General features: G+C 72.7%; 19 protein-coding genes and 1 tRNA gene. 4 read left to right on the top strand and 16 right to left on the bottom strand.

Annotation, left to right across the window (positions count from 1 at the left end):
• Positions 1-2 precede the first annotated feature (2 nt).
• Positions 3-1490 carry an ABC transporter substrate-binding protein gene (locus ACZ7L7_RS01560; protein WP_471428074.1) on the bottom strand — a complete coding sequence of 496 codons (1488 nt, stop codon included), beginning with the start codon at positions 1488-1490 and terminating at the stop codon, positions 3-5.
• An 8-nt stretch (positions 1491-1498) separates the two neighbouring features.
• Positions 1499-2029, bottom strand: coding sequence for a GNAT family N-acetyltransferase (locus ACZ7L7_RS01555; RefSeq protein WP_285513792.1), 531 nt, complete (start codon positions 2027-2029; stop codon positions 1499-1501).
• A 149-nt stretch (positions 2030-2178) separates the two neighbouring features.
• Between ACZ7L7_RS01555 and ACZ7L7_RS01550 the strand changes: the two genes are divergently transcribed.
• The 4 genes from ACZ7L7_RS01550 (at position 2179) to ACZ7L7_RS01535 (ending at position 5755) form a co-directional block, all read left to right on the top strand.
• A complete protein-coding gene (locus ACZ7L7_RS01550) occupies positions 2179-2685 on the top strand; it encodes a SigE family RNA polymerase sigma factor (RefSeq protein WP_453601628.1) in 507 nt (168 codons plus the stop codon).
• A gap of 9 nt (positions 2686-2694) precedes the next feature.
• Positions 2695-3216, top strand: a complete 522-nt coding sequence (locus ACZ7L7_RS01545) for a hypothetical protein (protein ID WP_453601625.1) — start codon at positions 2695-2697, stop codon at positions 3214-3216.
• 80 nt (positions 3217-3296) lie between these two features.
• Complete coding sequence (locus ACZ7L7_RS01540; RefSeq protein WP_453601622.1) at positions 3297-4505, top strand: bifunctional glycosyltransferase family 2/GtrA family protein; 1209 nt, start codon at positions 3297-3299, stop codon at positions 4503-4505.
• Positions 4502-5755 (top strand): glycosyltransferase family protein, encoded by a 1254-nt coding sequence (locus tag ACZ7L7_RS01535; protein ID WP_453601619.1) that lies wholly within the window; start codon positions 4502-4504, stop codon positions 5753-5755. The genes ACZ7L7_RS01540 and ACZ7L7_RS01535 overlap by 4 nt, the downstream gene beginning before the upstream one ends.
• Positions 5756-5819: 64 nt before the next feature.
• Here the strand turns inward: ACZ7L7_RS01535 and ACZ7L7_RS01530 are convergent.
• The 14 genes from ACZ7L7_RS01530 to ACZ7L7_RS01465 all read right to left on the bottom strand — a co-directional run bounded on the left by ACZ7L7_RS01530 (position 5820) and on the right by ACZ7L7_RS01465 (position 22076).
• Positions 5820-5904, bottom strand: a tRNA-Leu gene (locus ACZ7L7_RS01530).
• Between the two features lie 208 nt (positions 5905-6112).
• Positions 6113-7165 carry a sugar phosphate isomerase/epimerase family protein gene (locus ACZ7L7_RS01525; protein ID WP_453601616.1) on the bottom strand — a complete coding sequence of 351 codons (1053 nt, stop codon included), beginning with the start codon at positions 7163-7165 and terminating at the stop codon, positions 6113-6115.
• 80 nt (positions 7166-7245) lie between these two features.
• On the bottom strand, positions 7246-8658 hold the full coding sequence (locus ACZ7L7_RS01520; RefSeq protein WP_285513787.1) for an alkaline phosphatase family protein: 1413 nt from the start codon (positions 8656-8658) through the stop codon (positions 7246-7248).
• Positions 8655-9812: a metabolite traffic protein EboE gene (gene eboE, locus ACZ7L7_RS01515; RefSeq protein ID WP_285513786.1), complete on the bottom strand. Its 1158-nt coding sequence runs from the start codon at positions 9810-9812 to the stop codon at positions 8655-8657. The genes ACZ7L7_RS01520 and eboE overlap by 4 nt, the downstream gene beginning before the upstream one ends.
• A gap of 3 nt (positions 9813-9815) precedes the next feature.
• Entirely contained in the window at positions 9816-10664 is an 849-nt protein-coding gene (locus ACZ7L7_RS01510; protein ID WP_472074358.1) for a TatD family hydrolase, read from the bottom strand.
• Positions 10664-11362 carry an EboA domain-containing protein gene (locus ACZ7L7_RS01505; protein WP_453601610.1) on the bottom strand — a complete coding sequence of 233 codons (699 nt, stop codon included), beginning with the start codon at positions 11360-11362 and terminating at the stop codon, positions 10664-10666. The genes ACZ7L7_RS01510 and ACZ7L7_RS01505 overlap by 1 nt, the downstream gene beginning before the upstream one ends.
• Positions 11359-12234 carry a sugar phosphate isomerase/epimerase family protein gene (locus ACZ7L7_RS01500; protein ID WP_471428079.1) on the bottom strand — a complete coding sequence of 292 codons (876 nt, stop codon included), beginning with the start codon at positions 12232-12234 and terminating at the stop codon, positions 11359-11361. The genes ACZ7L7_RS01505 and ACZ7L7_RS01500 overlap by 4 nt, the downstream gene beginning before the upstream one ends.
• Positions 12231-13562 carry an SCO3242 family prenyltransferase gene (locus ACZ7L7_RS01495; protein WP_472074356.1) on the bottom strand — a complete coding sequence of 444 codons (1332 nt, stop codon included), beginning with the start codon at positions 13560-13562 and terminating at the stop codon, positions 12231-12233. The genes ACZ7L7_RS01500 and ACZ7L7_RS01495 overlap by 4 nt, the downstream gene beginning before the upstream one ends.
• Positions 13556-14707 (bottom strand): inositol-3-phosphate synthase, encoded by a 1152-nt coding sequence (locus ACZ7L7_RS01490; protein ID WP_453601601.1) that lies wholly within the window; start codon positions 14705-14707, stop codon positions 13556-13558. Before ACZ7L7_RS01490 ends, ACZ7L7_RS01495 begins: the two co-directional genes overlap by 7 nt.
• Before the next feature lie 98 nt (positions 14708-14805).
• Positions 14806-16140 (bottom strand): ThuA domain-containing protein, encoded by a 1335-nt coding sequence (locus ACZ7L7_RS01485; protein WP_472074354.1) that lies wholly within the window; start codon positions 16138-16140, stop codon positions 14806-14808.
• Positions 16141-16154: 14 nt separating this feature from the next.
• Positions 16155-18647, bottom strand: a complete 2493-nt coding sequence (locus ACZ7L7_RS01480; RefSeq protein ID WP_472074352.1) for a PQQ-dependent sugar dehydrogenase — start codon at positions 18645-18647, stop codon at positions 16155-16157.
• 82 nt (positions 18648-18729) lie between these two features.
• Positions 18730-19728 (bottom strand): sugar phosphate isomerase/epimerase family protein, encoded by a 999-nt coding sequence (locus tag ACZ7L7_RS01475; RefSeq protein ID WP_285513779.1) that lies wholly within the window; start codon positions 19726-19728, stop codon positions 18730-18732.
• A gap of 13 nt (positions 19729-19741) precedes the next feature.
• Positions 19742-20953 carry a Gfo/Idh/MocA family protein gene (locus ACZ7L7_RS01470; RefSeq protein ID WP_453608111.1) on the bottom strand — a complete coding sequence of 404 codons (1212 nt, stop codon included), beginning with the start codon at positions 20951-20953 and terminating at the stop codon, positions 19742-19744.
• An 85-nt stretch (positions 20954-21038) separates the two neighbouring features.
• Positions 21039-22076, bottom strand: coding sequence for a substrate-binding domain-containing protein (locus ACZ7L7_RS01465; protein ID WP_472074350.1), 1038 nt, complete (start codon positions 22074-22076; stop codon positions 21039-21041).
• Positions 22077-22078 lie beyond the last annotated feature (2 nt).

The raw sequence follows: 22078 nt of genomic DNA, 5'->3' as shown, positions 1-22078 counted from the left end.
GGTCAGCGCCGGGTGCCGGTGCCGACGAGGACGCGCTCGTACGGGTCGAGGAGCGCGCCGCGCACCGACGGGGCGACGCCGGTGATGATCCGCTGGTGGACGAGCGGGACGACGGTGTCGGTGCCGAGGATCTCCGCCTCGGCGGCCATCGCCGCGTCCTGCCGGCCGGCGGTGTCGTCGGCGTCCTCGGCGCGGGCCACGGCCCGGTCGACGTCCTTGTCGCAGAGCTGGGCGAGGTTGTATCCGCCGTCACAGGTGTAGTCGCTGGCGAGGACGGAGACGGGGTCGCCGGTGTCGACGAGGGTGTTGCGGGCGAGGACGAAGGCGTCGAACTCGCCGTCGAGGGCGTCGCTCTCCAGCCGTGAGTACTCGCGCACCTCCAGGGTGACCTCGAACCCGGCCTTCTCCAGCTGCTGCTTGAGCACCTGGGCGACCTCGGGGAGTTCGGGCCGGTTGTCGTAGGTGGCGAGGGTGATCCGCGCGCCGTCCGGGTCGGCGGCCTTCGCCCGTCCCACGGGACGGACCCGCTTGCTCTCGGCCCAGGTGACGGCGGGACCGTAGATACCGGCGCCCGCGTCCGCGTACCCCTCGTACACGTCCTCGGCGAGCACGGCGGTGTCGACGGCGCCGCGTGCGGCGGCCCGCAGGCCTGCGTCCTTGAACGGCCCGGACCGCGAGTTGAGCAGCAGGCTGGTGGTGCGGGTGGTGGCGGTCGCCGCGCGGACGTCCTTGTCGAGGGAGGCGGCCTGGGAGACGGGGACGGCCTCGGCGAGGTCGATCTGCCCGGTGCGCAGGGCGTTGGTGCGGGCGCTGCCGTCGGGGATGAACTTCACGTCGATGCCGGGCGCCTGGGCCCGGCCGCCCCAGTAGTCGTCGTACCGGTCGAGCGTGGCGGCGGTGCTGCCCATGACCTTGGTCAGCTCGAACGGTCCGGTCCCGGTGCCGACGAGGTCGACGCGGTCGTCGGCGGCGTACGCCTTCGCGGAGAGCACGGCCAGCGAGGGGCTGGACAGCCGCAGCGGCAGTACGGGGTCGGGTTCGTCGGTGGTGACGCGTACGCCGTTCTTCCCGGCGGGCTTCGCGGTGAGGCCGACCCCGGCTAGGGCGGCGGGCGCGGGGCGGGCCTCGGTGGCCCGGGTGAGCGAGGCGGCGACGGCGGCGGGGGTGACCGCGCTCCCGTCCTGGAAGGTGGCCTCGCGCAGACTGAACACCCAGGTCCGCTTCCCCTCCCGCCGCCAGGACTGGGCGAGCGCGGGGGCGGCGGCGCCGTTGGCGTCGAGGGCGGTCAGCCCCTCGGTGACGCCGAGCCGGCTGAGGATCGTCGCGTCGGCGCCGTAGGGCGAGAGGTTCTCGGCGGGCGGGAACGCGAGCGCGACCCGGAGCCGGGAGCCCTCGGCTCCGGCGTCGCCGGACGCGCCGCCCGAGGAGGCGAAGCACCCCGCCAGCAAGGGCGTGAGCAGTAGGGCAACGGAAAAACGGACTCGGCGCACGGTGTGCTCTACCGCCCCATCGGTATCTCGAAGTGAACAATGCCCTGCCCGCCGCCCGGGCCCTCGCGCTCGTCGTGCACGACCTTGCCCAGGGACCGCCAGAACGCCTCGGCGCCCTCGACGGCGGGGTCGGTGTGCAGGTAGACGGCCCGGTAGCCGCCGTCGGCGGCGGCGAACTCCAGCAACCGGTGGACCAGTCGGCGGGCGAGTCCGCGGCGCCGGTGATCGGGCCGTACGTAGATCCGCCGCAACTGGGCGGTCGTACCGGAGGGATACCGCTCGGCGAGGTGGGCCGGGTTGGGCGGCGAGAGCGGGCCGCGGGCGTCGAGGGCGCCGGTGGCGACGACCTCACCGCCGCGCGTGGCGACCAGCAGGGTGTGCCGGACCGGCACCAGGTAGGCGGTCGCCGGGTCCACGATGTCCTCGTGCCACCGCGGCACGTATCCGGTACCGAAGTCTCGGTAGACGGTGTCGAGCATCACGGCCCGGGCGCCCGCGACGTCCTCCGGACCGGCCGCCCTGATGTCGTAGTCATGCACTTGCACATCATATGCAATAAGCGGAACGCCATGATCACGGAGCCTCCGGATGCACTGTGGCCTACATCACTTCATTCGAGTGCAGCGTTTCGGAGGTGCCAGGGTCTTCTCCCAGATGTAGGCGATCGGCGACAGCGGGGGATGGGTGGATGAAGCGGACTCCAGGTGGTGAGTTCGACGAATTCGTGGCGGCCCGGTGGTCAGGACTGCTCCATCTCGCCCGGCTGCTCACCGGAGGGGACCGGCACCGGGCCGAGGACCTGGTGCAGGACTCCCTGGTCAAGCTGTGGTCGGTGTGGGCGAAGGTCGGCGAGGAGGCGCCGGAGGCGTACGTCCGCCGGATCATGGCCCGCGCCGCGGCGAAGTCGGCCCGGCGGCGCTGGTGGGGCGAGCGGCCCGTCGAACAGCTGCCGGAACAGGCGATGCCGGGCGATGTCTCCGCCCGCGTCGCCGAACGCTCCCGGCTGGAGGCCGCGCTCGCCCAACTGCCGCCCAAACAGCGCGCGGCGGTCGTCCTGCGCTACTACCAGGACCTGCCCGACCGGCAGGTCGCCGACGTACTGGGCTGCCCGGTGGGCACCGCCCGCTCGCACGCCTCGCGCGGGGTCGCCCGGCTGCGTCAGCTTCTGTCCGATGTCATCGAACCGGTGGGGTGAGGAGGAAAAGTGGACCACTTCGAAGAGCAACTCGCCCACATGATGCGTTCCTCCCACGAATACACCCCCTTCGAGCCCGAGCACCGGGAACGCCTCCACGAGGCGGTACGGCTGCGGCGCCGACTGCGTGCCGCCCGGAACGCCGCCGGATCGGTGCTCGCGGTGGGCGCGGTGACACTCGCCCTGATGCTGCGGCCCGACGGCAGCGAGCACGTGGAGCCCAGCTCGCCCGGCCCCACCCCGACCACGAGCCCGTCGGTCTCCGTGTCCGGCCCGCTGCCCACCTCGGAACCGCCCACGTCGACGGACACCTCCGCGCCCGCCACGTCCGACACCTCGACCGACACGTCCACCGAGCCCCCCTCCACGGTGACGACGTCGAACGAGCCCACGTCGACCCGTACGACCACCGAGCCCGCCCGCATCGACGAGCCCTCGAACACGGCCACGCCCACCACGCCGCCCCCGCCCTCGTACACGCAGGTGGAGTCGGAGCCGGAGACCCCGCCCGAGTCCCTCCTCACCCCCTGACCCCACAAGCGCGCCTTCCCGACACCCGCCCGGGGCTTACCCCAGCCTGCCCTGCGGCACAGAACACCCAAGGACGAACCGTGACAAAACAGTGGACCCGGCGGGAGTGCGGCGCGACCCGGCAACCGATATCCGTCGACGCCGGCGACCCCGTTCTCGACCTGGTCGTCCCCGTCTTCAACGAGGAGGCCGACCTCGAACGCAGCGTCCGCCGGCTCCACGCCCATCTGCGCGGCGGTTTCCCGTACCCCTTCCGCATCACCGTCGCCGACAACGCCAGCACGGACGCCACCCCCCGCATCGCCGCCGCCCTCGCCCGTGAGCTGTCCGAGGTGCGGTGTCTGCGGCTGGAGGAGAAGGGCCGCGGACGCGCCCTGCGCGCGGCCTGGTCCCGCTCGCAGGCGCCGGTCCTGGCCTACGTCGATGTCGATCTGTCGACCGGACTGAGCGCGCTGCTGCCGCTGGTCGCACCGCTGATCTCGGGCCACTCCGACCTCGCCATCGGCACCCGGCTGGCGCCCGGCGCGCGCGTGGTGCGCGGGCCGAAGCGGGAGCTGCTGTCCCGCGGCTACAACACCCTGCTCCGCTCCACGCTCGCCGTGGGATTCTCGGACGCGCAGTGCGGGTTCAAGGCGGTGCGGCGCGAGGTGGCGGAGCGGCTGGTGCCGCTGGTGCGGGACGAGGAGTGGTTCTTCGACACCGAGCTGCTGGTGATCGCCGAGCGCGCCGGGCTGCGCATCCACGAGGTGCCGGTCGACTGGGTGGACGACCCGGACAGCCGGGTCGACATCCTGGCCACCGTCCTCGCCGACCTGCGCGGCATCGCCCGCATCGGCACCGCCCTGGCCCGCGGCACCCTGCCCGCCGACGGCGCCCGACCGGGGCTGCTCCCCCAGCTCCTGCGGTTCGCACTGGTCGGCGCCGTCAGCACCCTCGCCCATCTGCTGCTGTACGCCGCGCTGCGGCCGGTGACCGGGGCGCAGGCCGCCAACGCGCTGGCGCTGCTGGTGTGCGCCGTCGCCAACACGGCCGCGAACCGGCGGTTCTCCTTCGGGGTGCGCGGCCGGTCCGGGGCCCTGCGCCACCAGGCACGCGGCCTGCTGGTCTTCGCCCTGGGGCTCGGCCTCACCTCCGGGGCGCTGGCCGCGCTGCACCTCGCCGACCCCGGCGCCGGCGCGCGGACGGAACTCGCCGTCCTCGTCGCCGCCAACCTCACCGCCACCCTGCTGCGGTTCCTGCTCCTGCGCGCCTGGGTGTTCCGCACGGGAGCCGCCGGAGCCGCCCGATGAACGCCACCGTCACCGACGTCGACGCCCGCCTCGACGAGGACCAAGCGGGCCCCGAACCCGGCCGGCTGCGCCGGGCCGCCGCGTACTACGGACCCGTACTGGCCCTGTACGGCACCCTGAAGCTGATCGGCTTCTCCGTCTTCCTGCTCCTGCTGCACTCGGCGGGCGACTTCCGGGAGAAGCACCACCGCTTCGGCGGCGGCGCCCACCCCTGGGACGTGCTCGCCACCTGGGACGGCTGGTGGTACCGGCAGGTCGCCGAGCACGGCTACGACCCCGCGCTGGTCCCGGTCCCCGACGCCACCGGGCTGATCACGCTCGAAGGCAACTCGGCCGCCTTCTTCCCCCTCTACCCGGCGCTGATGCGCCTGGTCTCGGAGACCACCGGCCTGGGCTCGTACGGCGCCGGCCTGCTGGTCTCCGTCGTCGCCTCCTTCGCCGCGGCCCTCGGCATCTACCTGATCGGCGAGTGGCTGGGCGGGCGCCGGGCCGGTCTCGCCGCGGCCGGACTGTGGGCCGTCTGGCCGGGCTCGGGCGTGGAGTGGGCGGTGTACTCCGACTCCCTCTACGTCGCGCTGGCCGCCTGGGCCTGCCACGCGATGATGCGCCGCGCCTGGATCACGGCCGGACTGCTCACCTTCCTCGCCGGTCTCAACCGTCCCACCGCGGGCGCGCTGATCGTGGCCCTGGCCGTCGCCGTCCTGTTCGCCCTGCGCGACCACCGGGAGCACGAGGGCGTCCTGCGCCCCTTGCTCGCCCTGGCCGTCGCCCCGCTCGGCCTGCTCGGCTACCTGCTCTGGGTCGGACACGAGATGGGCGACTACGGCGGCTACTTCAAACTCCAGGACGGCGCCTGGGCGCACACCTTCGACTACGGCAAGCAGACCGTCGACGTGCTCACCTCGGTCCCGGTCGGCCACTTCGACTATCTCTTCGCCTTCCCGTTCGCGGACGTCATCGCGGTCGGCACGGTGCTGCTGGGCTTCACGATGCTGGGCCTGCTGGTGCGCGAGCGCCCACCGGCGGTACTGGTGGTCTACACGGTCCTGACCATGGCGCTGATCCTGGGCAGCCAGCAGATCTTCGCCAACGTCTCGCGCTATCTGCTCCCGGCGTTCCCGCTGTACCTCCCCCTGGCCTTCGCGCTGCGCCGACTGAGCCCGGCGATGATGTGCTGGCCACTGGGGATCGCGGCGGTGGCTTCGGGGTCGTATGCGGGGTATGCGCTGTTCGAGCTGGGGGTGCCGTAGGAGAGGGGGCCCGTCTGGGCCCCGGACATGCGAAAGACCCCTGATCAACAGGGGTCTCAGCCGGTGTCCGAGGGGGGACTTGAACCCCCACGCCCGATAAAGGGCACTAGCACCTCAAGCTAGCGCGTCTGCCATTCCGCCACCCGGACTAGGTGTCTGTCGCCTGGGCGGGGTGTTCCCCGCGGCGACATGGACAACAATACCAAGGTTTCGGAGCGCCTTTCACCTGCATATCTGTCCGATCCGAGGGGTCGGGAGCGGCCACCGTTGGCCACGACCGAAGGTGACCGGACAGTCACCTTCGGTCGTGGCCGTGGGCTGGTCAGGGAGGGTCTCCTCATGTACGGACTGCGGCTGTCAGCACTTCTCCCGCAGGGAGTGCAGGTGCTCGCTGGAGCGGCGGGCGAAGGTGAAGGACTCGGTCGGGTTGTCGTGCTCGGCCTGCCAGTGGTGGGCGAGCCGGTGGCCGCGCAGCCGGGTCACCCCGGAGATGAACTTCTGGTAGTCGATGTCCCCGTCGCCGACGTCGACCATGCGGTAGCCGTAGGTGTTCGAGGGGTCGCTGACACCGTCCTTGACGTGGAAGAGCGGGTAGCGGTGGGGCTGCCTGAGTACGTAGTCGAGGGGGTCGAAGGGCGCGGGCGTGCCGTCGGGCCGCTTGGAGAAGCGGAACTGGCCCGAGTACGCCCAGAAGATGTCCATCTCCAGGTAGACGAGGTCGGGGTCGGTCTCGGCGAGCAGCACGTCGTAGAGACGGACCTTGGGGTTGTCGGTGGCGAAGGAGAACTCCTCGGAGTGGTTGTGCTGGTAGAACTTCATGCCGCGCGCCTTCGCCGCCGCGCCGTAGGTGTTGAAGTCCTCGGCGGCCCGCTTCCAGGCGTCGACGGTCGAGCCGTAGCGGAACGGCCCGGAGGCGGTGCCGATGTGCTTCAGGCCCAGGGCCTGGGCGTCGTCGAGGACCTTGGTGAGGTTCTGGGCGAAGGTGTAGGCGCCTGGGTCGTCGGAGTAGTAGCCGACGTGGCTGCCGATCGGGTTCAGGCCGTGGTTGCGGGCCAGCCGCTTGAGCTGGGCGAGGGTGATGGGGCCCGCCGAGCCCTGGGTGTAGCCGGCGAACTCGACCTCGTCGTAGCCGTACTTCTCCAGTTCGGCGAAGACGGCGGCGAATCCGAGGGTGGAGACCTTGTCGCGCAGGCTGTAGAGCTGGATGCCGAGCCGGCCGGGCGGCAGGACGGGACGGCCGCGGCCCGCAGGGGCCTTTCCGGTGCCGGGCGCGGCGGCGGGTGCGGCCGTCGCCGGGGTGGCCGCGGCGCCCAGCAGGGCGGCTGCGGTGGCTCCGGCGGCCACGCCGAGCATGCCGCGTCTGCTGAGGCGGTGGGTGAGTTCGGGGTCGGTGCGATGGGTGCGGCTCATGCGGGAACTCCTCCTGATCACGGGGCGTTGTCAGTGGTGAGTGCTTCACTGGGGACCGGTCGGACGTGAGGGGGCATCCCTCAGCCGAGACCGGCCAGTTGGAGCAGAAGTGACTTCACATCGGTGGCCGCCAGGCGGTCACCGACAGCGCGGGGGGTGGAGCAGATGAGGAGCGGACCGTCGTCGTCGCTCTCCGGAAGGCGGCCGTGGCTGCCGCGAATAGGTGAGGGGTCCAGGGGCACCACCGCCATGCGGTAGCGCATGCCGAGTTTCTTGCGCGCCAGGGCGGTCGCGGCCTTGACCTTGACGTAGGGGTCGAGCGGGTCCATGAACAGCTCGACCGGGTCGTAGCCGGGTTTGCGGTGGATCTCGACCAGGCGCGCGAAGTCGGGCGCGCGGGCGTCGTCGAGCCAGTAGTAGTACGTGAACCAGGCGTCCGGCTCCGCGACGGCGACGAGTTCGCCGGAGCGCGGATGGTCAAGGTGGTGCGCCTTCTTGCCCTCGTCGTCGAGGAGTTGGCCGAGCCCCGGCAGTCCGTCCAGCGCGGCGCGGGTCGCGTCCAGGTCTTCGGGGCGGCGCACATACACATGGGCGATCTGGTGGTCGGCGACGGCGAAGGCACGGGAGGCCATCGCGTCGAGGTACTCCATGCCGTCCTGGGTGTGCACTTCCAGCAGGCCGGCCCGGCGCAGGGCGCGGTTGATGTCCACGGGGCGGGTCACGCGGGTGATGCCGTACTCGGACAGCGCGACGACGGTGCGGCCCTCGGCGCGGGCCTCGTCGAGGAGCGGGGCGAGGGCCGTGTCGAGGTCGGTGGCCGCCTGGAGGGAGCGCGGGTCGTCGGGGCCGAAGCGCTGCAGGTCGTAGTCGAGATGAGGGAGGTAGCACAGGGTCAGGTCGGGGTGGCGGGTGCGGTTGATGTGGCGGGTGGCGTCGATGATCCACTGGCTGGAGACCAGGTCGGCGCCGGGTCCCCAGAAGTGGAAGAGCGGGAAGGTGCCCAGTTTGTCGGTGAGTTCGTCGTGCAGGGCGGCGGGGCGGGTGTAGCAGTCGGGTTCTTTGCGGCCGTCGGCGTAGTAGATCGGGCGGGGGGTGACGGTGACGTCGGTGTCGGCGCCCATGGCGTACCACCAGCAGATGTTGGCGACGGTGTAGCCGGGGTGGGCGCGGCGGGCGGCGTCCCACAGCTTGTCGCCGGAAACGAGGCCGTTGTGCTGGCGCCACAGCAGGACGTCGCCGAGTTCGCGGAAGTACCAGCCGTTGCCGACGATGCCGTGCTCGGCGGGGTGGGTGCCGGTGAGGAAGGTGGACTGGGCGGCGCAGGTGACGGCGGGCAGCACGGTGCCGAGGACGGCGCGGGAGCCGGATCGGCCGAGCGCCTTGAGGTGGGGCATGTGGTCGAGGAGACGGGGGGTGAGGCCGACGACGTCGAGGACGAGGAGCGGGGTCGGGCCGTCGGTGCCGGGGCCGGTCCGTGGGGTGCTCGGGGTCATGGGAGCTCCTTCAGACCGAGGTCGGTCAGCAGGTCGCGGGCGAGGGCGAGTTCGGCGGCGATGCCGTCGGCGAGCTGGCCTCGGGTGGTGGGCCGCAGTTCGGGTGGGAGGGCCTGCCAGGTGTAGGTCTCGACCTCCAGGTGGCGGGTGAGCGGGTGCGGGCCGCCGACGAGGCGGGTCAGGGCGGTCTTCAGGACCGGGAGTGTGGAGGTGAGGGGCGCGGCGGGGGCCGCGTGCAGGGGGACGTGGAAGTGGGCGCGCCAGGGCGCGGTGTCGGGCAGGGCCCGGCCGCCCAGGGCCTCGCCGAGGTCGTCGGTGCCGCGCAGGCCGGCCGGGGTGCGGGTACGGGTCTGGTGCAGGAAGCGGGGCTCGTCGAAGGCGGCGAGTGCGGTGCGGACGGCGGGCAGGTGCGGCTGCTCGGCGTGCAGAGCCGCGGAGAGCTGGGACTTGACGACGGGGACACCGGCGGCGCCGAGAGCGTCCAGGGCGGTGTGCGGATCTTCGAAGGAGGTGGCGAGGTGGCAGGTGTCGACGCAGATGCCGATGCGCGGGTGGCCGATCGCGGTGAGCGGGGCGATGGCGTCGGCGGTGGTCTCGACGACGCAGCCGGGTTCGGGTTCCAGGCCGACGCGGATGGAGCGGCCGGTGAGTTCGTGCAGCGCGTCGAGGCGTTCACCGAGGGTGCGCAGCGCGGTGTGGGCGGCCTGGGTGGGCCGGGTGCGCCAGGCGAGCGGGAGGGTGGAGACGCTGCCCTCGTCGATGTCGTCGGGGAGGAGTCCGGCGAGCAGCCGGGCGAGGGCGGTGGTGTGGTCGAGGCGCTCGGGGTCGGTCCAGTCCGGCCGGTAGACGCGGTACTTGACCTCCTCGGAGCCGAAGCCCTCATAGGGGAAGCCGTTGAGGGTGACGACTTCGAGTCCGCGGCGGTCGAGTTCGCAGCGCAGTCCGCGCAGCGCGGCCGGGTCGCTGCCGAGGGCGCGCGCGGCGTCCTTGGCGAGCCACAGGCCGATGCCGAGGCGGTCCCGGCCGAGCCGGCGGCGGACGGGTTCGCAGTGCTCGCGGAGCTGGGCGAGGACGCCGTCGAGGGTCTCTGCGGGGTGGACATTGGTGCAGTAGGCGAGGTGGACGGTGGTGCCGTCGGGGTGGCGGAAGCGCATGGCTCACGCCCCGCCGCGCAGGATCGAGTTGCCCTCGTGGGTGGCGTCGGTGGCCGTGACGTCGAGGCTGAGCCGGCCGCTGAGCCCGTAGAAGGCGACGGGGTTGTGCCACAGCACCCGCTCGACCTCGTCCGCGGTGAACCCTTCGGCCAGCATCAGGTCACCGACCTTGCGGGTCTTCAGGGGATCGCTGCGTCCCCAGTCGGCGGCGGAGTTCACCAGCACCTGCTCGGGGCCGTAGGCGCGCAGGATCGCGACCATCCGCTCCTCGTCCATCTTGGTGTCGGGATAGACGGAGAAGCCGAGCCAGCAGCCGCTGTCCTTGGCCTCCTTGACGGTGGTCTCGTTGAGGTGGTCGACCAGGACGCGTTCCGGGGGCAGCGCGGACTCCTTGACCACGTCGAGGGTGCGGCGCAGTCCGGCGGCCTTGTCGCGGTGCGGGGTGTGCACCAGGGCGGGCAGGCCGTGGTCGGCGGCGAGCTGGAGCTGGGCGGCGAGCGCGGTGTCCTCGGCCGGGGTTATCGAGTCGTAGCCGATCTCGCCGACGGCCACGACCTGGTCCTTGACGAGATAGCGGGGCAGTTCGTCGAGGACGGGCAGGCAGCGCGGATCGTTGGCCTCCTTGGGGTTGAGGGCGAGGGTGCAGTGGTGGGCGATGCCGTACTGGGCGGCGCGGAAGGGTTCCCAGCCGAGGAGGGAGTCGAAGTGGTCGAGGAAGGTGGCCGGCGAGGTGCGCGGCTGGCCGAGCCAGAAGGAGGGTTCGACGACGGCGCGGACACCTGCCGCGTACATGGCCTCGTAGTCGTCGGTGGTCCTGGACGTCATGTGGATGTGGGGGTCGAAGATGCGCATCAGGACTCCTTGCCGTGGGGGTCGGCCGCACCGGGCGGCGGAGGTGGGGAGCCGGCTTCGGTCAGGGCGAGGACGCGGTTCAGGTCCTCGGGCACGGGACGGCCCGCGGCGGTGCGTTCGGCGGCGTAGTCGCCGAGCATGCGGGCGAGTTCGGCGTCGCCTCGGGCCCGGCGGGCCAGGTCGGCGACGGCGGTCACGGGCACGCCGGTGAACAGGCACTTCAGTACGGCGTGGCGCCACTGGTGGGCGTCGAGGTGGCGGGCGGCGTAGGGGCCGACGGCGGCGGCGACGAGGCTGGTGTCGTTGGCGCGCAGGGCGTCCTCGACGAGCGGGAGGGCGTCCGGGCCGGGCACGAGGTGGGGCAGGGCGTGCAGGACGGCGCGGCGTTCGGGGCCGGTGCCCTGGCGGTAGACGCGGGTGACGGCCTCGGTGTCGGCGCGGGCGGCGTGCAGGATGAGGACGCGCGCGGCGTCGGCGTGTTCGGGGCCGCATCTGCGTCCCGCTTCGGCCAGGCGCAGCTCCCAGGTGGAGATGGGGCCGTGGCTGCCGGGGTGGGCGGCGGCCTCGTCCAGGGCCCGGTCGAGCCAGCTGCGGGCGGCGTCGGTGAGGCGGGCCGCCAGGCGGGTGCGGAGTTCGCCGGGGGCGGTGAGCCGGGGGTCGGCCGTCGGGGAGTCCGTGTCGGGGTGGAGCGGGGTCATCGGGTGCTCCCTTCGGGGGCGGCGGAGCGGAGGAAGGGCAGGGAGCGGGCGGCGTGGTCGGGGCCGGCGTGGGAGTGGCGGGGCAGTTCGACGACGGTCAGGCCCTGGTAGCCGGTGTCGGCGAGGGCCGCGAGGACGGGCGGGAAGTCGATCTCGCCCTCGCCGAAGGGGAGGTGTTCGTGGACGCGGCGGCGCATGTCCTCGATCTGGACGTGGCGCAGCCAGGGCGCGGCGGCGCGCACGCAGTCGGCGGGAGGGAGGGGTTCGAGGCACTGGCAGTGGCCGATGTCGAGGGTGAGTCCGAGGTGCGGGTGGTCGCCGAGGGTGTGACGGAGGTGGTGGAAGTCGGCGAGGGTGGCGAGCAGATGGCCGGGTTCGGGTTCGACGGCGAGCGGGACGCGGGCGGCGGAGGCCGCGTCGAGGACGGGGGCGAGGGCTTCGGCCAGGCGCTTCCAGGCGGTGTCCGGGTCGGTGCCGTCGGGGGTGATGCCGCTGAAGCAGTGCACGGCGTGGGCGCCGAGGTCGGCGGCGATGCGTACGGCCCGCAGCAGCAGGTCGACCCGGCGGCCGCGGTCCTCGGGGTCGGGGTCGAGGAGGGAGGGGCCGTGCTTGCGGCGCGGGTCGAGGACATAGCGGGCGCCGGTTTCGACGGTGACGCGGAGTCCGAGCGCGTCCAGGCGGCGGGCGACGTGACGGACCCGGGCGGCGAGGTCGGGGGCCGGGGCCATGGGGTCGAGGTGCATGTGGTCGAGGGTCAGTCCGACGCCGTCGTAGCCGAGGTCGGCGAGCAGGCCGAGGGCGTCGTCCAGGCGCAGGTCGGCGAGGCCGTTCGTGCCGTAGCCGAAGCGGAGGGTGCCCGGTGCGGTGGTCATGTGATGCTCACCTTTCTCGCGAACCGGCGGCCCAGCGGGGCGAGAGCCGCGACGAACAGTGCGGTGGCCGCGGCGCCGGAGCGGGCGGCGAGCGCGGCCTGGAGCGGCACGGTGGCGCGGATACCGGCACCGACGGCGCGCTGGGTGAGCGGGGGTGAGGGGTTCAGGGCGGCGTGGAGGTGGGGGCGGGCGGTGGTGGCGGCGTAGGCGAGGGCGAGGGCTCGGCCCAGGGGAGCACTCGGCCCGACGGCGGTACCCCGGGCGGCGGTCCCCCGGGCGGCGGTCCCCTGGGCGGTGGTCCCCCGGGCGGCGGTCCCCCGCGCATGGGCCGTGCCCGGCGAGCCGGGGCCAGCGGGTTCCGGGCCCCGTCCGCCCGAGCCGGTCCGTCCGCCTGGGCCGCCCCGTCCGCCGGGGCCCGCCTCGACGCCGACGGCACCCCCGGCATAGACGCCACCCATGCGGCCACCCCGGTCCGCACCGCCCGCACCGCCCCGTCCGCCAGGGCCCGTCTCAACGCCGACGGCACCCCCGGCATAGACGCCACCCATGCGGCCACCCCGGTCCGCACCGCCCGCACCGCCCCGTCCACCGGGGCCCGCCTCGACGCCGACGGCACCCCCGGCATGGGCGCCTCCCGTGCGGCCACCCCGGTCCGCACTGCCCGGGCCGCCCGCGTCGCCGGGAATCGCCCACGCGGCACGGGCTCCCCGCGCCCCCGCGCCGCCCCGCGAGATGAGGGCGCTCAGCGCGGCGGTGACGGCCAGGGCCGCGAGCGGGGCCTTGGTCGAACCGCCCGTCGTCTCGTGGCGGGAGACCGAGGTGACCGTGAGGGTGTGGGTGGCCAGGAGGGCGGCGGACGGGAGGGCCGGGCGGATACGGCCGGAGGTGGCCGCGGCGCCGAGGAGGAGGTCGAGGGCGCGGGCCGCACCCATGGCCGCGGGACCGGCCGGGGTGTGCTTGAGGCGCAGGTCGTAGGCCCAGACCGTGGCGGCCAACGGAGCCGCGACCGCGAGGGCGGGGCGTCCGGCGCGCGCGGCCAGCGCGAGGCCGCCCGCGGTGAGGGCGCAGGCCGCGGTGAGGGCGGCGGCGGGGCGGACGCGGCCGGAGGGCAGGGGGCGGTGGGGGCGTTCGGCGGCGTCCTCCTCGCGGTCGGCCCAGTCGTTGAGGGCCATGCCGGCCTCGTACAGGCACAGGGAGGAGCCGATGGCGAGCAGGGTGCGGGAGTTGTGGGGGACGGCGGTGGCGGCGGCGCCCGCCAGGGCGTCGCCGGGGACGGTGAACAGGGCGGGCAGGCGCAGCAGTTCCGCCCAGGCGCGCACGCTCACCATCCCGCCCCCTCGCCGTCGCGGAGTACGTCGGCGAACCGCAGCAGTTCGGCGTACTGCTCCGACAGTGCGGCCGGCCCGTCCCCCACCGGGTCCTTGAAGTAGAAGCCGAGTTCGCCGAGCGGCCCCGCGAGGCCCCGTTCGTGGGCCCGGGCCGCGAACCGGGCCAGGTCGAGGACCAGGGGTGCGGCGAGGGCGGAGTCGCAGCCCTGCCAGATGGTCTGGAGGACCATGCGGGTGCCCAGGAAGCCGTCGAAGGCGATGTGGTCCCAGGCGGTCTTCCAGTCGCCGAGGGCGGGCACGTCGTCGATGTGGACCTCACCCTCGGGTGGGGTGGCCAGGGTCTCGGCGAGGACGCGTTCCTTGCCCGCGTTCTTCGCGGCGGCGGCCGCCGGGTCGGCGAGGGCGGCGCCGTCGCCGCCGCCGAGGAGGTTGGTGCCGGACCAGGCCCGCACGGCGAGGGCGCGCTGGGTGAGCATCGGCGCCAGGGCGGCCCGGAGCAGGGTCTGCCCGGTCTTGCCGTCGCGGCCCGCGTAGGGCAGGCCGGAGTCGGCGGCGAGGGTGGCGAGTTCGGGGTGGTGCAGGCCGGTGGAGGGGGTGAAGTTGACGTAGGGGCAGCCCGCGCGCAGGGCGGCTGCCGCGTACAGGCTGCTGGGCGGGAGGGCCGGGCCGGTGGCGGCGGGTTCGGTGGAGGCCACGTTCACCACGACCGCTCGGGCCAGGCCCCGGCGTCGTACGAAGTCCTGGATGTCGTCGGCGAAGGCGCCGATCAGTGCGGATTCGTCGCGGGTGTCGCCGGGGAGGGGGCCGCCGGGCCTGATCTCCCGTTCGGCCGCGGCCAGTTCGGACTGCACGGCGGCGGGCAGCCCGTGCGGCAGGACGCCGCCCGCGGCGAGCTGTTCGGCGCGTTTGGGCAGCGGGCAGTCGAGGGTGTCGTGGCCGCCGAAGACCAGGGACGGCAGGGGCGGCAGTCCGCAGTCGGTGAAGGCCGGGGTTTCGGTGACCATGCCCGTGGGTGGGTGCAGGCCCGCGGAGATCGCGGCGCAGCCCGCGACCACCGTCGTGGCGACGGAGCCCCGGGCCCCGACCAGCCACACTCCGGTGCGGACCCCGGACGGAAACGAAGGGGACGAAGAGGACACAGACACGGACAGCCTCCTTGTCGTGCGGGAAACCCCGGTACTCCCCCGGAAAGGGGGGGTGGAAGACGGCGGGCGGGAGTCCGGCGTCTCCCGCCCGCCGCCGCTCAGTTGCCCCTCGCGGGCAGTTCCTTGATCCGGATGTTCCGGAAGGACACCTGGTCGTCGGCTCCGTGGTTCTGGATGCCGAGGTGCCCGTCGCGCAGGCTCCGGACCGGATCGGTGTTGGTGAAGTCGTTGATCTGCACGCCGTTGAGCCAGACGCGCAGCCGCTCGCCCTCCACCCGGATCTCGTAGGTGTTCCACTCCCCCGGCGGGTTCAGCGCGGCGTCCCGCCGGGCCAGGTCGGCGGACTGGAAGCCATAGACGGCGCCGGTGGTCCGGTCGGGGGCGTCCGTGGCGTCGATCTGGACCTCGTAGCCGTTGTTCACCGCCGACCACGGGTCGTCGGAGGGCGGGAAGCCCACGAACACACCGGAGTTGTCGTCCCCGGCCATCCTCCAGTCGAGCTTCAGGGAGTAGGAGCCGAGGCCCTGGTCGGCGTACCAGAGCATGCCCATGCCACCCGTGGTGGTGAGGCTGCCGTCCGCCTCCAGCTCGAAGGAGCCGGGGCCCGCCTGCCGCCAGCCGGACAGCGACTCGGCGGTGCCGTCGAAGAGCGACCGGTAGCCGTTCTCCGGGCGGCAGTCGGCCTGCACGGCGCCCGTCGTCCAGCGCAGCCCGCCCAGCAGGTGCTGCCGGAAGGCGGGGTCGGCGTAGGACTCCTTGGTGTGGCCGCCGCCGGTGTAGAAGGCCCGTCCGCCCTGACTGGTGTGGCACCAGGCGATGGGATGGTCGCCGTTCATGGTGCCGCCGGAGTACGAGAACTCGTCGAGGGAGGCGAGCACGCGGACCCGGTCGCGGGGGTTGGAGCGGTAGTTGTACCACTCGTCCGTCCGGTTCCAGGCCGTCGGCAGGTGCGAGGTCGCCGCGTGGGAGTGGTCCTCGACCTCCACCGTGGCCTGCTGGATCGCCGGGTGCGACTGGAAGTAGGCGCCGACGGTCTGCCCGTAGAACGCCCAGTCGTACTCGGTGTCGGCGGCGGCGTGGACGCCCATGAAGCCGCCGCCCTGGCGCACATACCGTTCGAACGCCCGCTGTTGGGCGGTGTCGAGCACATCGCCGGTGGTGGAGAGGAACACCACGGCGTCGTAGCGGCGCAGGTTGGCATTGCTGAAGGCGCGGGCGTCCTCGGTGGCGTCGACCGTGATGCCGGCCGAGGCGCCGAGGTCCTTCAGCGCCTGTACGCCGTCGGGGATGGAGTCGTGGCGGAAGCCCGCCGTCCTGGAGAAGACCAGCACCCGTTCCCCGGCGTCGGGTTCGGAGGCGGCCGGTCCCGACATACAGCCGAGGAGCAGGGCCACGCCGGTGATCACAGTGGCCAGTTGGCCGGTCCGTCGCATGATGTACCGCCTCCTCAGCCGGTGGTGAACGTGAAGTCGTCGACGTCGAACAGCGCGCCCGAGCCGCCCTTGAAGTCCAGGTAGAGCGTGGTCGTGCCGCGCGGCGCCCGGCTCAACTGGGCGGTGACGTCCTGGAAGTTCTCCCAGCCGCCGGTCACGGGCACGGCCACCGAGCCGAGCAGGGTGCCGGAGGAACTGCCCGCACGGATCTCCAGCGTGCCGCCCGCGCCGCCGGAGGAGACGCGTGCCGTCAGCGACTTGGCGTTCCCGAGGGCGTACGGCGTGAAGGAGATCCAGTCGCCGTTGTGGATGTCGCCGACGGTGCGGCCGCCGTGGGCGCCGGTCTTGGTGATGAGGGAGACGCCCGAGCCGTTGCCGAAGTGCTCGGCCTGCCGGTGCTTGGGCTGCAGCAGGGCCTGGTCGTGGGTGGTCAGCGGGGCCTGGCCGCCGCCTCCGCCGTCGGTGTACTCGGCGTCCATCACGCCGAAGATGTTGGCGTCCTCGTCGTGGCCGCCGTCGGCGCTGGTCTGGATGGTGCCGGTGCAGCCGTTGGCCGAGGTGACCGGGTGGCCGTGGCTGTCGTGGCCGAGGACGAAGGTGACCTTCACCTTGGCGCAGTCGATCCTGCGGTCCTCGGGGTCGCTGACCCGCACCGTGAACGGGATGGCGTCACCGAAGCTGAACAGCTGCCCGTCCTGCGGGAGTTCCAGCGTCACCTTCGGCGCGGTGTTGCCGACCACGACCTGCACGCTCGCGCTGCCGGTGCGCCCGGAGGGGTCCTTGACCGTCAGGGTCGCGGTGTAGGTGCCGTTGGCGCGGTAGCGGTGGGCGGGGGCGGCGCTGGTGGAGGTGGCGCCGTCGCCGAAGTCCCAGTGGTACGTGAGGGTGTCGCCGTCCTGGTCGGTGCTGCCCTCGGAGGAGAACCGCACTCGCAGCGGGGCCTGTCCGGAGGTGTGGTCGGCGGAGGCCTGGGCGACCGGGGAGTGCCCGTCGGCGGCGTACTCGATGCGGTACAGCGCGGAGTTCTCGTCGCCGCCGAACCAGGACAGGCCGTAGTCCAGGACGTAGAGGGCGCCGTCGGGGCCGAAGGCCATGTCCATCACCTGGGTGCCGGTCCAGGGCACGTCGTTGATGGACCGCACGGTGCCGTCGGCGTCGCTGGTGATCCGCTTGATCCAGCGGCGGCCGAACTCACCGGCGAAGAAGTCGCCGTCGTAGGCCTCGGGGAACTTCACCGGCGAGTCGAGGGCGGGGTCGTAGTGGTAGACGGGGCCGCCCATCGGGGATTCGGAGCCGGTGCCGAACTCGGGCACGGACCCGCCGTCGTACGGGATCCAGGCGGCCTGCGCCGGGGGCAGGTCGGTGAGCCCGGTGTTGTGGGGCGAGGTGTTCTTCGGGGCGGCGCAGTCGAAGGCGGCGCCGGACTGCTTGGTGGCGAAGTCGTAGTCGACGTAGGCGTCGTTGTCGCCGGTGCAGTACGGCCAGCCGTAGTTGCCGGGGCCGGTCACGCGGGCGAACTCGACCTGGCCCGCCGGTCCGCGGGAGGGGTTGGCGGCGCCGGCGTCGGGGCCGTAGTCGCCGACGTAGAGGATGCCGGTCTCCTTGTCGACGCTGAACCGGAAGGGGTTGCGGAAGCCCATCGCGTAGATCTCGGGCCGTGTCTTGTCCGTGCCGGGGGCGAAGAGGTTGCCCTCGGGGACGGAGTACGAGCCGTCCGCGTTGACCTTGATGCGCAGGATCTTGCCGCGCAGGTCGTTGGTGTTGCCGGAGCTGCGCTGGGCGTCGAAGGCCGGGTTGCGGTCGGCGCGTTCGTCGATGGGGGTGAAGCCGTCGGACTGGAAGGGGTTGGTGTCGTCGCCGGTCGACAGGTACAGGTTGCCGTCCGCGTCGAAGTCGATGTCTCCGCCGACATGGCAGCAGATTCCGCGCGAGGCGGGCACGTCGAGGATCTTCTTCTCGCTGGCGGTGTCGAGGGTGCCGTCCTCCTTCAGCACGAACCGGGAGAGCCGGTTGACGCCGTCGAAGGGAGCGAAGTCGGCCGCCGTGCCGGTCTCGGGGGCATCACCGGCTGGGGTGTCCAACGGGGGTGCGTAGTAGAGGTAGATGAAGCGGTTCTCGGCGAAGCCGGGGTCCACGCCGATGCCTTGCAGCCCCTCCTCGTCATGGGCGTAGACGTCGAGCTTGCCCGCGAGCGTGGTGTTGCCCGCGGGGTCGGTCAGACGCAGTTCGCCGTCGCGGGAGGTGTGCAGCACGGAGCGGTCCGGGAGGACGGCGAGCGACATCGGCTCGCCGACCTCCGGCTCCCCCTTGGCGAGGGTGACCTGCTGGAAGTCCTCAGCCGCGACGGCGGCCCCGGCCGCCGGGGCCTCGGCGACAGCCTGCGGGGCGGCCAGGGTGAGCGACGCGCCCGCCAGTAGCGCGCCGCTGATCAGGGCGACCGCCTTGCGGAGGGCGGGGTGTCGTCTGTGGATGTCGGCAGAGTCGGTGGTGCGGTCTTTCGCGTGCACGAAGTGCCTCCAGAGTGGGGCTGGTTGCATGCGGTGCCTTGCGCCGGGGTGCGCCGTCACCCCGGAGACTGCTGTGGGGGGTTCAGTTGCCGAAGGCCGCGTCGAAGGAGGCCGACGGGGGGTCGAAGTCGTACGCCTTGAGGCGGGCCAGCGCCTCGGGGGCGCCCTGGAGCCGGTCCATGCCGGCGTCCTCCCACTCCACGGAGATCGGTCCCCGGTAGCCGATGGAGCGCAGCATCCGGAAGACGTCCTCCCAGGGCACGTCGCCGTGGCCCGCGGAGACGAAGTCCCAGCCGCGCCGCGGGTCGCCCCAGGGGAGGTGGGAGCCGAGGCGTCCGTTGCGGCCGTCGAGGCGCTTGCGGGCCTCCTTGCAGTCGACGTGGTAGATGCGGTCCTGGAAGTCCCACAGGAATCCGACCGGGTCGAGGTCCTGCCAGACGAAGTGGGACGGGTCGAAGTTCAGGCCGAACGCGGGCCGGTTGCCGACCGCGTCCAGGGCGCGCCGGGTGGTCCAGTAGTCGTAGGCGATCTCGCTGGGGTGGACCTCGTGGGCGAAGCGGACGCCCTCGGCGTCGAAGACATCGAGGATGGGGTTCCAGCGCTCGGCGAAGTCCTCGTAGCCGCGTTCGATCATCGACTCGGGGGCGGGCGGGAACATCGCGACCAGGTGCCAGATGGCGGAGCCGGTGAACCCGATGACGGTGTCGACGCCGAAGGCGGCGGCGGCACGGGCGGTGTCCTTGATGCGCTGGGCGGCACGCTGCCGTACGCCCTCGGGGTCGCCGTCGCCCCAGATGTCGGCGGGCAGGATCGCCTGATGGCGTTCGTCGATGATGGCGTCGCAGACGGCCTGGCCGACCAGGTGGTTGGAGATCGCCCAGCACTTCAGCCCGTACTTGTCGAGCAGGGCGTGCCGAGAGGGCAGGTAGGAGGGGTCGACGAGGGCTTTGTCCACCTCGAAGTGGTCGCCCCAGCAGGCGAGTTCGAGTCCGTCGTAGCCGAAGTCCCGGGCGAGGCGGCAGACCTCTTCGAGCGGGAGGTCGGCCCACTGTCCGGTGAAGAGCGTGAACGTGCGCGGCATGACCGGGGCCTCCTCAGACCGCTATGGGGGTGTAGACGGAGTTCTTCTCGGCGCTCTCCTCCACCGCGGCGAGGACGCGCTGGACCTGGAGTCCGTCGGCGAAGGACGGTTCGGGCTGCCGTCCCTCGTGGATGGCGTGCACGAGGTCGCGGGCCTGGTGGACGAAGGTGTGCTCGTAGCCGAGGCCGTGGCCCGGCGGCCACCACGCCTCCAGGTAGGGGTGGTCGGGTTCGGTGACGAGGATGCGGCGGAAGCCGGCGTGCGCGCCGGGCTCGGTGCCGTCGTGGTAGGAGAGTTCGTTGAGCCGTTCCAGGTCGAAGGCCAACGAGCCGTGCTCGCCGTTGAGTTCGAGGCGCAGGGCGTTCTTGCGGCCGGTGGCGTAGCGGGTGGCCTCGAAGGAGGCGATGGCGCCGGAGGGGAAGCGGGCGGTGAACAGGGCCGCGTCGTCCACGGTGACCCGCCCGGTGGCGCCGTCGGCGGACACGGCGGACAGTCCCTGGACGGCGCCGCCGGGCAGTGGCCGTTCGCGGACGAAGGTCTCGGTGAGGGCGGAGACCCCGGCGAGCTGTTCTCCGGCCACGTACTGGGCGAGGTCCACGATGTGCGCGCCGAGGTCGCCGAGCGAGCCGGAGCCCGCGTGTTCCCGGCGCAGCCGCCAGGTGAGCGGGAACTGCGGGTCGACCAGCCAGTCCTGGAGGTAGGTGACACGCACGTGCCGCAGCTTGCCGATGCGGCCCTCGGCGACCATCCGCCGGGCCAGCGCGGTCGCGGGCACCCGGCGGTAGTTGAAGCCGACCATCGCCAACTGGCCGCGCTCCTGGGCGGTTCGCGCCGCGCGCACCATGTCCTCGGCCTCCTCGACGGAGTTGGCGAGGGGCTTCTCGCACAGGACGTGCTTCCCGGCGGCGAGCGCGGCGACGGCGATCTCGGCGTGGCTGTCGCCGGGGGTGCAGATGTCGACGAGGTCGATGTCGTCCCGGGCGATCAGCTCACGCCAGTCGGTCTCGGCCGCCGCCCAGCCGTGCCGGTCGGCCGCCGCGCGCACCGCGGCCTCGTCCCGTCCGCAGATCGCGGCCAGCACCGGGCGCCGGGGCAGGTCGAAGACGCGCCCCACGGTGCGCCAGCCCTGGGAGTGGGCGGCGCCCATGAAGGCGTAGCCCACCATGCCGACCCGCAGCGGCGGCTTCTCGGGCTCGGCACCTTCTGACTGCTGCGGCTGTGCCATGCGGATGTCCTCCTCGTGCGGTCGTCGGGGGGTGGCTCCCCCAGGGCCGGGGCCGGTCGTGCCGGGGCCCTGGGGTCGGCACGGCTCACTTGAAGCCGGTTGGCATGTACTGGTCGACGTTCTCCTTGTCGACGACGGCGGAGTACAGGGTCAGCGAGGCGGGGATCTCGAACTCGGCGAGTCCGCCGACGCCCTTGCCCTGGCCGAGCGCGCGGGCGAGGTCGATCGCGGAGGCGGCCATGGTCGGCGGGTACAGGACGGTCGCCTTGAGCACGCCGTTGTCCTGCTTGATGGCCTGGAAGGCGGACAGGGCGCCCGCGCCGCCGACCATCAGGAAGTCGTCGCGTCCGGCCTGCTCGATGGCGCGCAGCGCGCCCACGCCCTGGTCGTCGTCGTGGTTCCACACCGCGTCGAACTTCGACTGCGCCTGCAGCAGTTGGGCCATCTTGGCCTGCCCGGACTCGACGGTGAACTCGGCGGCCTGGCGGGCGACCTTCTTGATGTTGGGGTAGTTCTTCAGGGCGTCGTCGAAGCCCTTGGTGCGCTGCTGGGTGAGCTCCAGGTTGTCCAGGCCCGCCAGTTCGATGACGCGGGCGTCGGACTTGTCCTTGAGCTTCTCGCCGATGTAGTGACCGGCGTTCAGGCCCATGCCGTAGTTGTCGCCGCCGATCCAGCAGCGGTACGCCTGGGGTGAGTTGAAGATGCGGTCGAGGTTGACGACCGGGATGCCCGCGCGCATCGCCTTCAGGCCGACCTGGGTGAGCGCCTTGCCGTCGGCGGGCAGGATCACCAGGACGTCGACCTTCTTGTTGATCAGGGTCTCGATCTGGCCGATCTGGGCGGCGGTGTCGTTGGAGCCCTCGGTGATCTCCAGGGTGACGTCGGAGTATTTCTTCGCCCGGTTCTTGGCGTTGTCGTTGATGGCGTTGAGCCAGCCGTGGTCGGCCTGGGGGCCGGCGAAGCCGATGGTGACGGGCTTGCCGGGCTTGTCGTCGGCGGTCGGCTGGTCGTTGGCGGCCGGTTCGTCCTTGGACTCGTTGCTCGTGCAGCCCGTGACAAGGGCCCCCGCCCCGATGGCGGCGGAACCGAACAGCAGCCCTCTGCGACTGGTGAACTCTGGCATGG

Source organism: Streptomyces sp. NPDC110618 (genome assembly GCF_055657065.1).
Note: the sequence above shows the minus strand (reverse complement) of the source record. Positions and strands in the feature narration are given on the sequence as shown.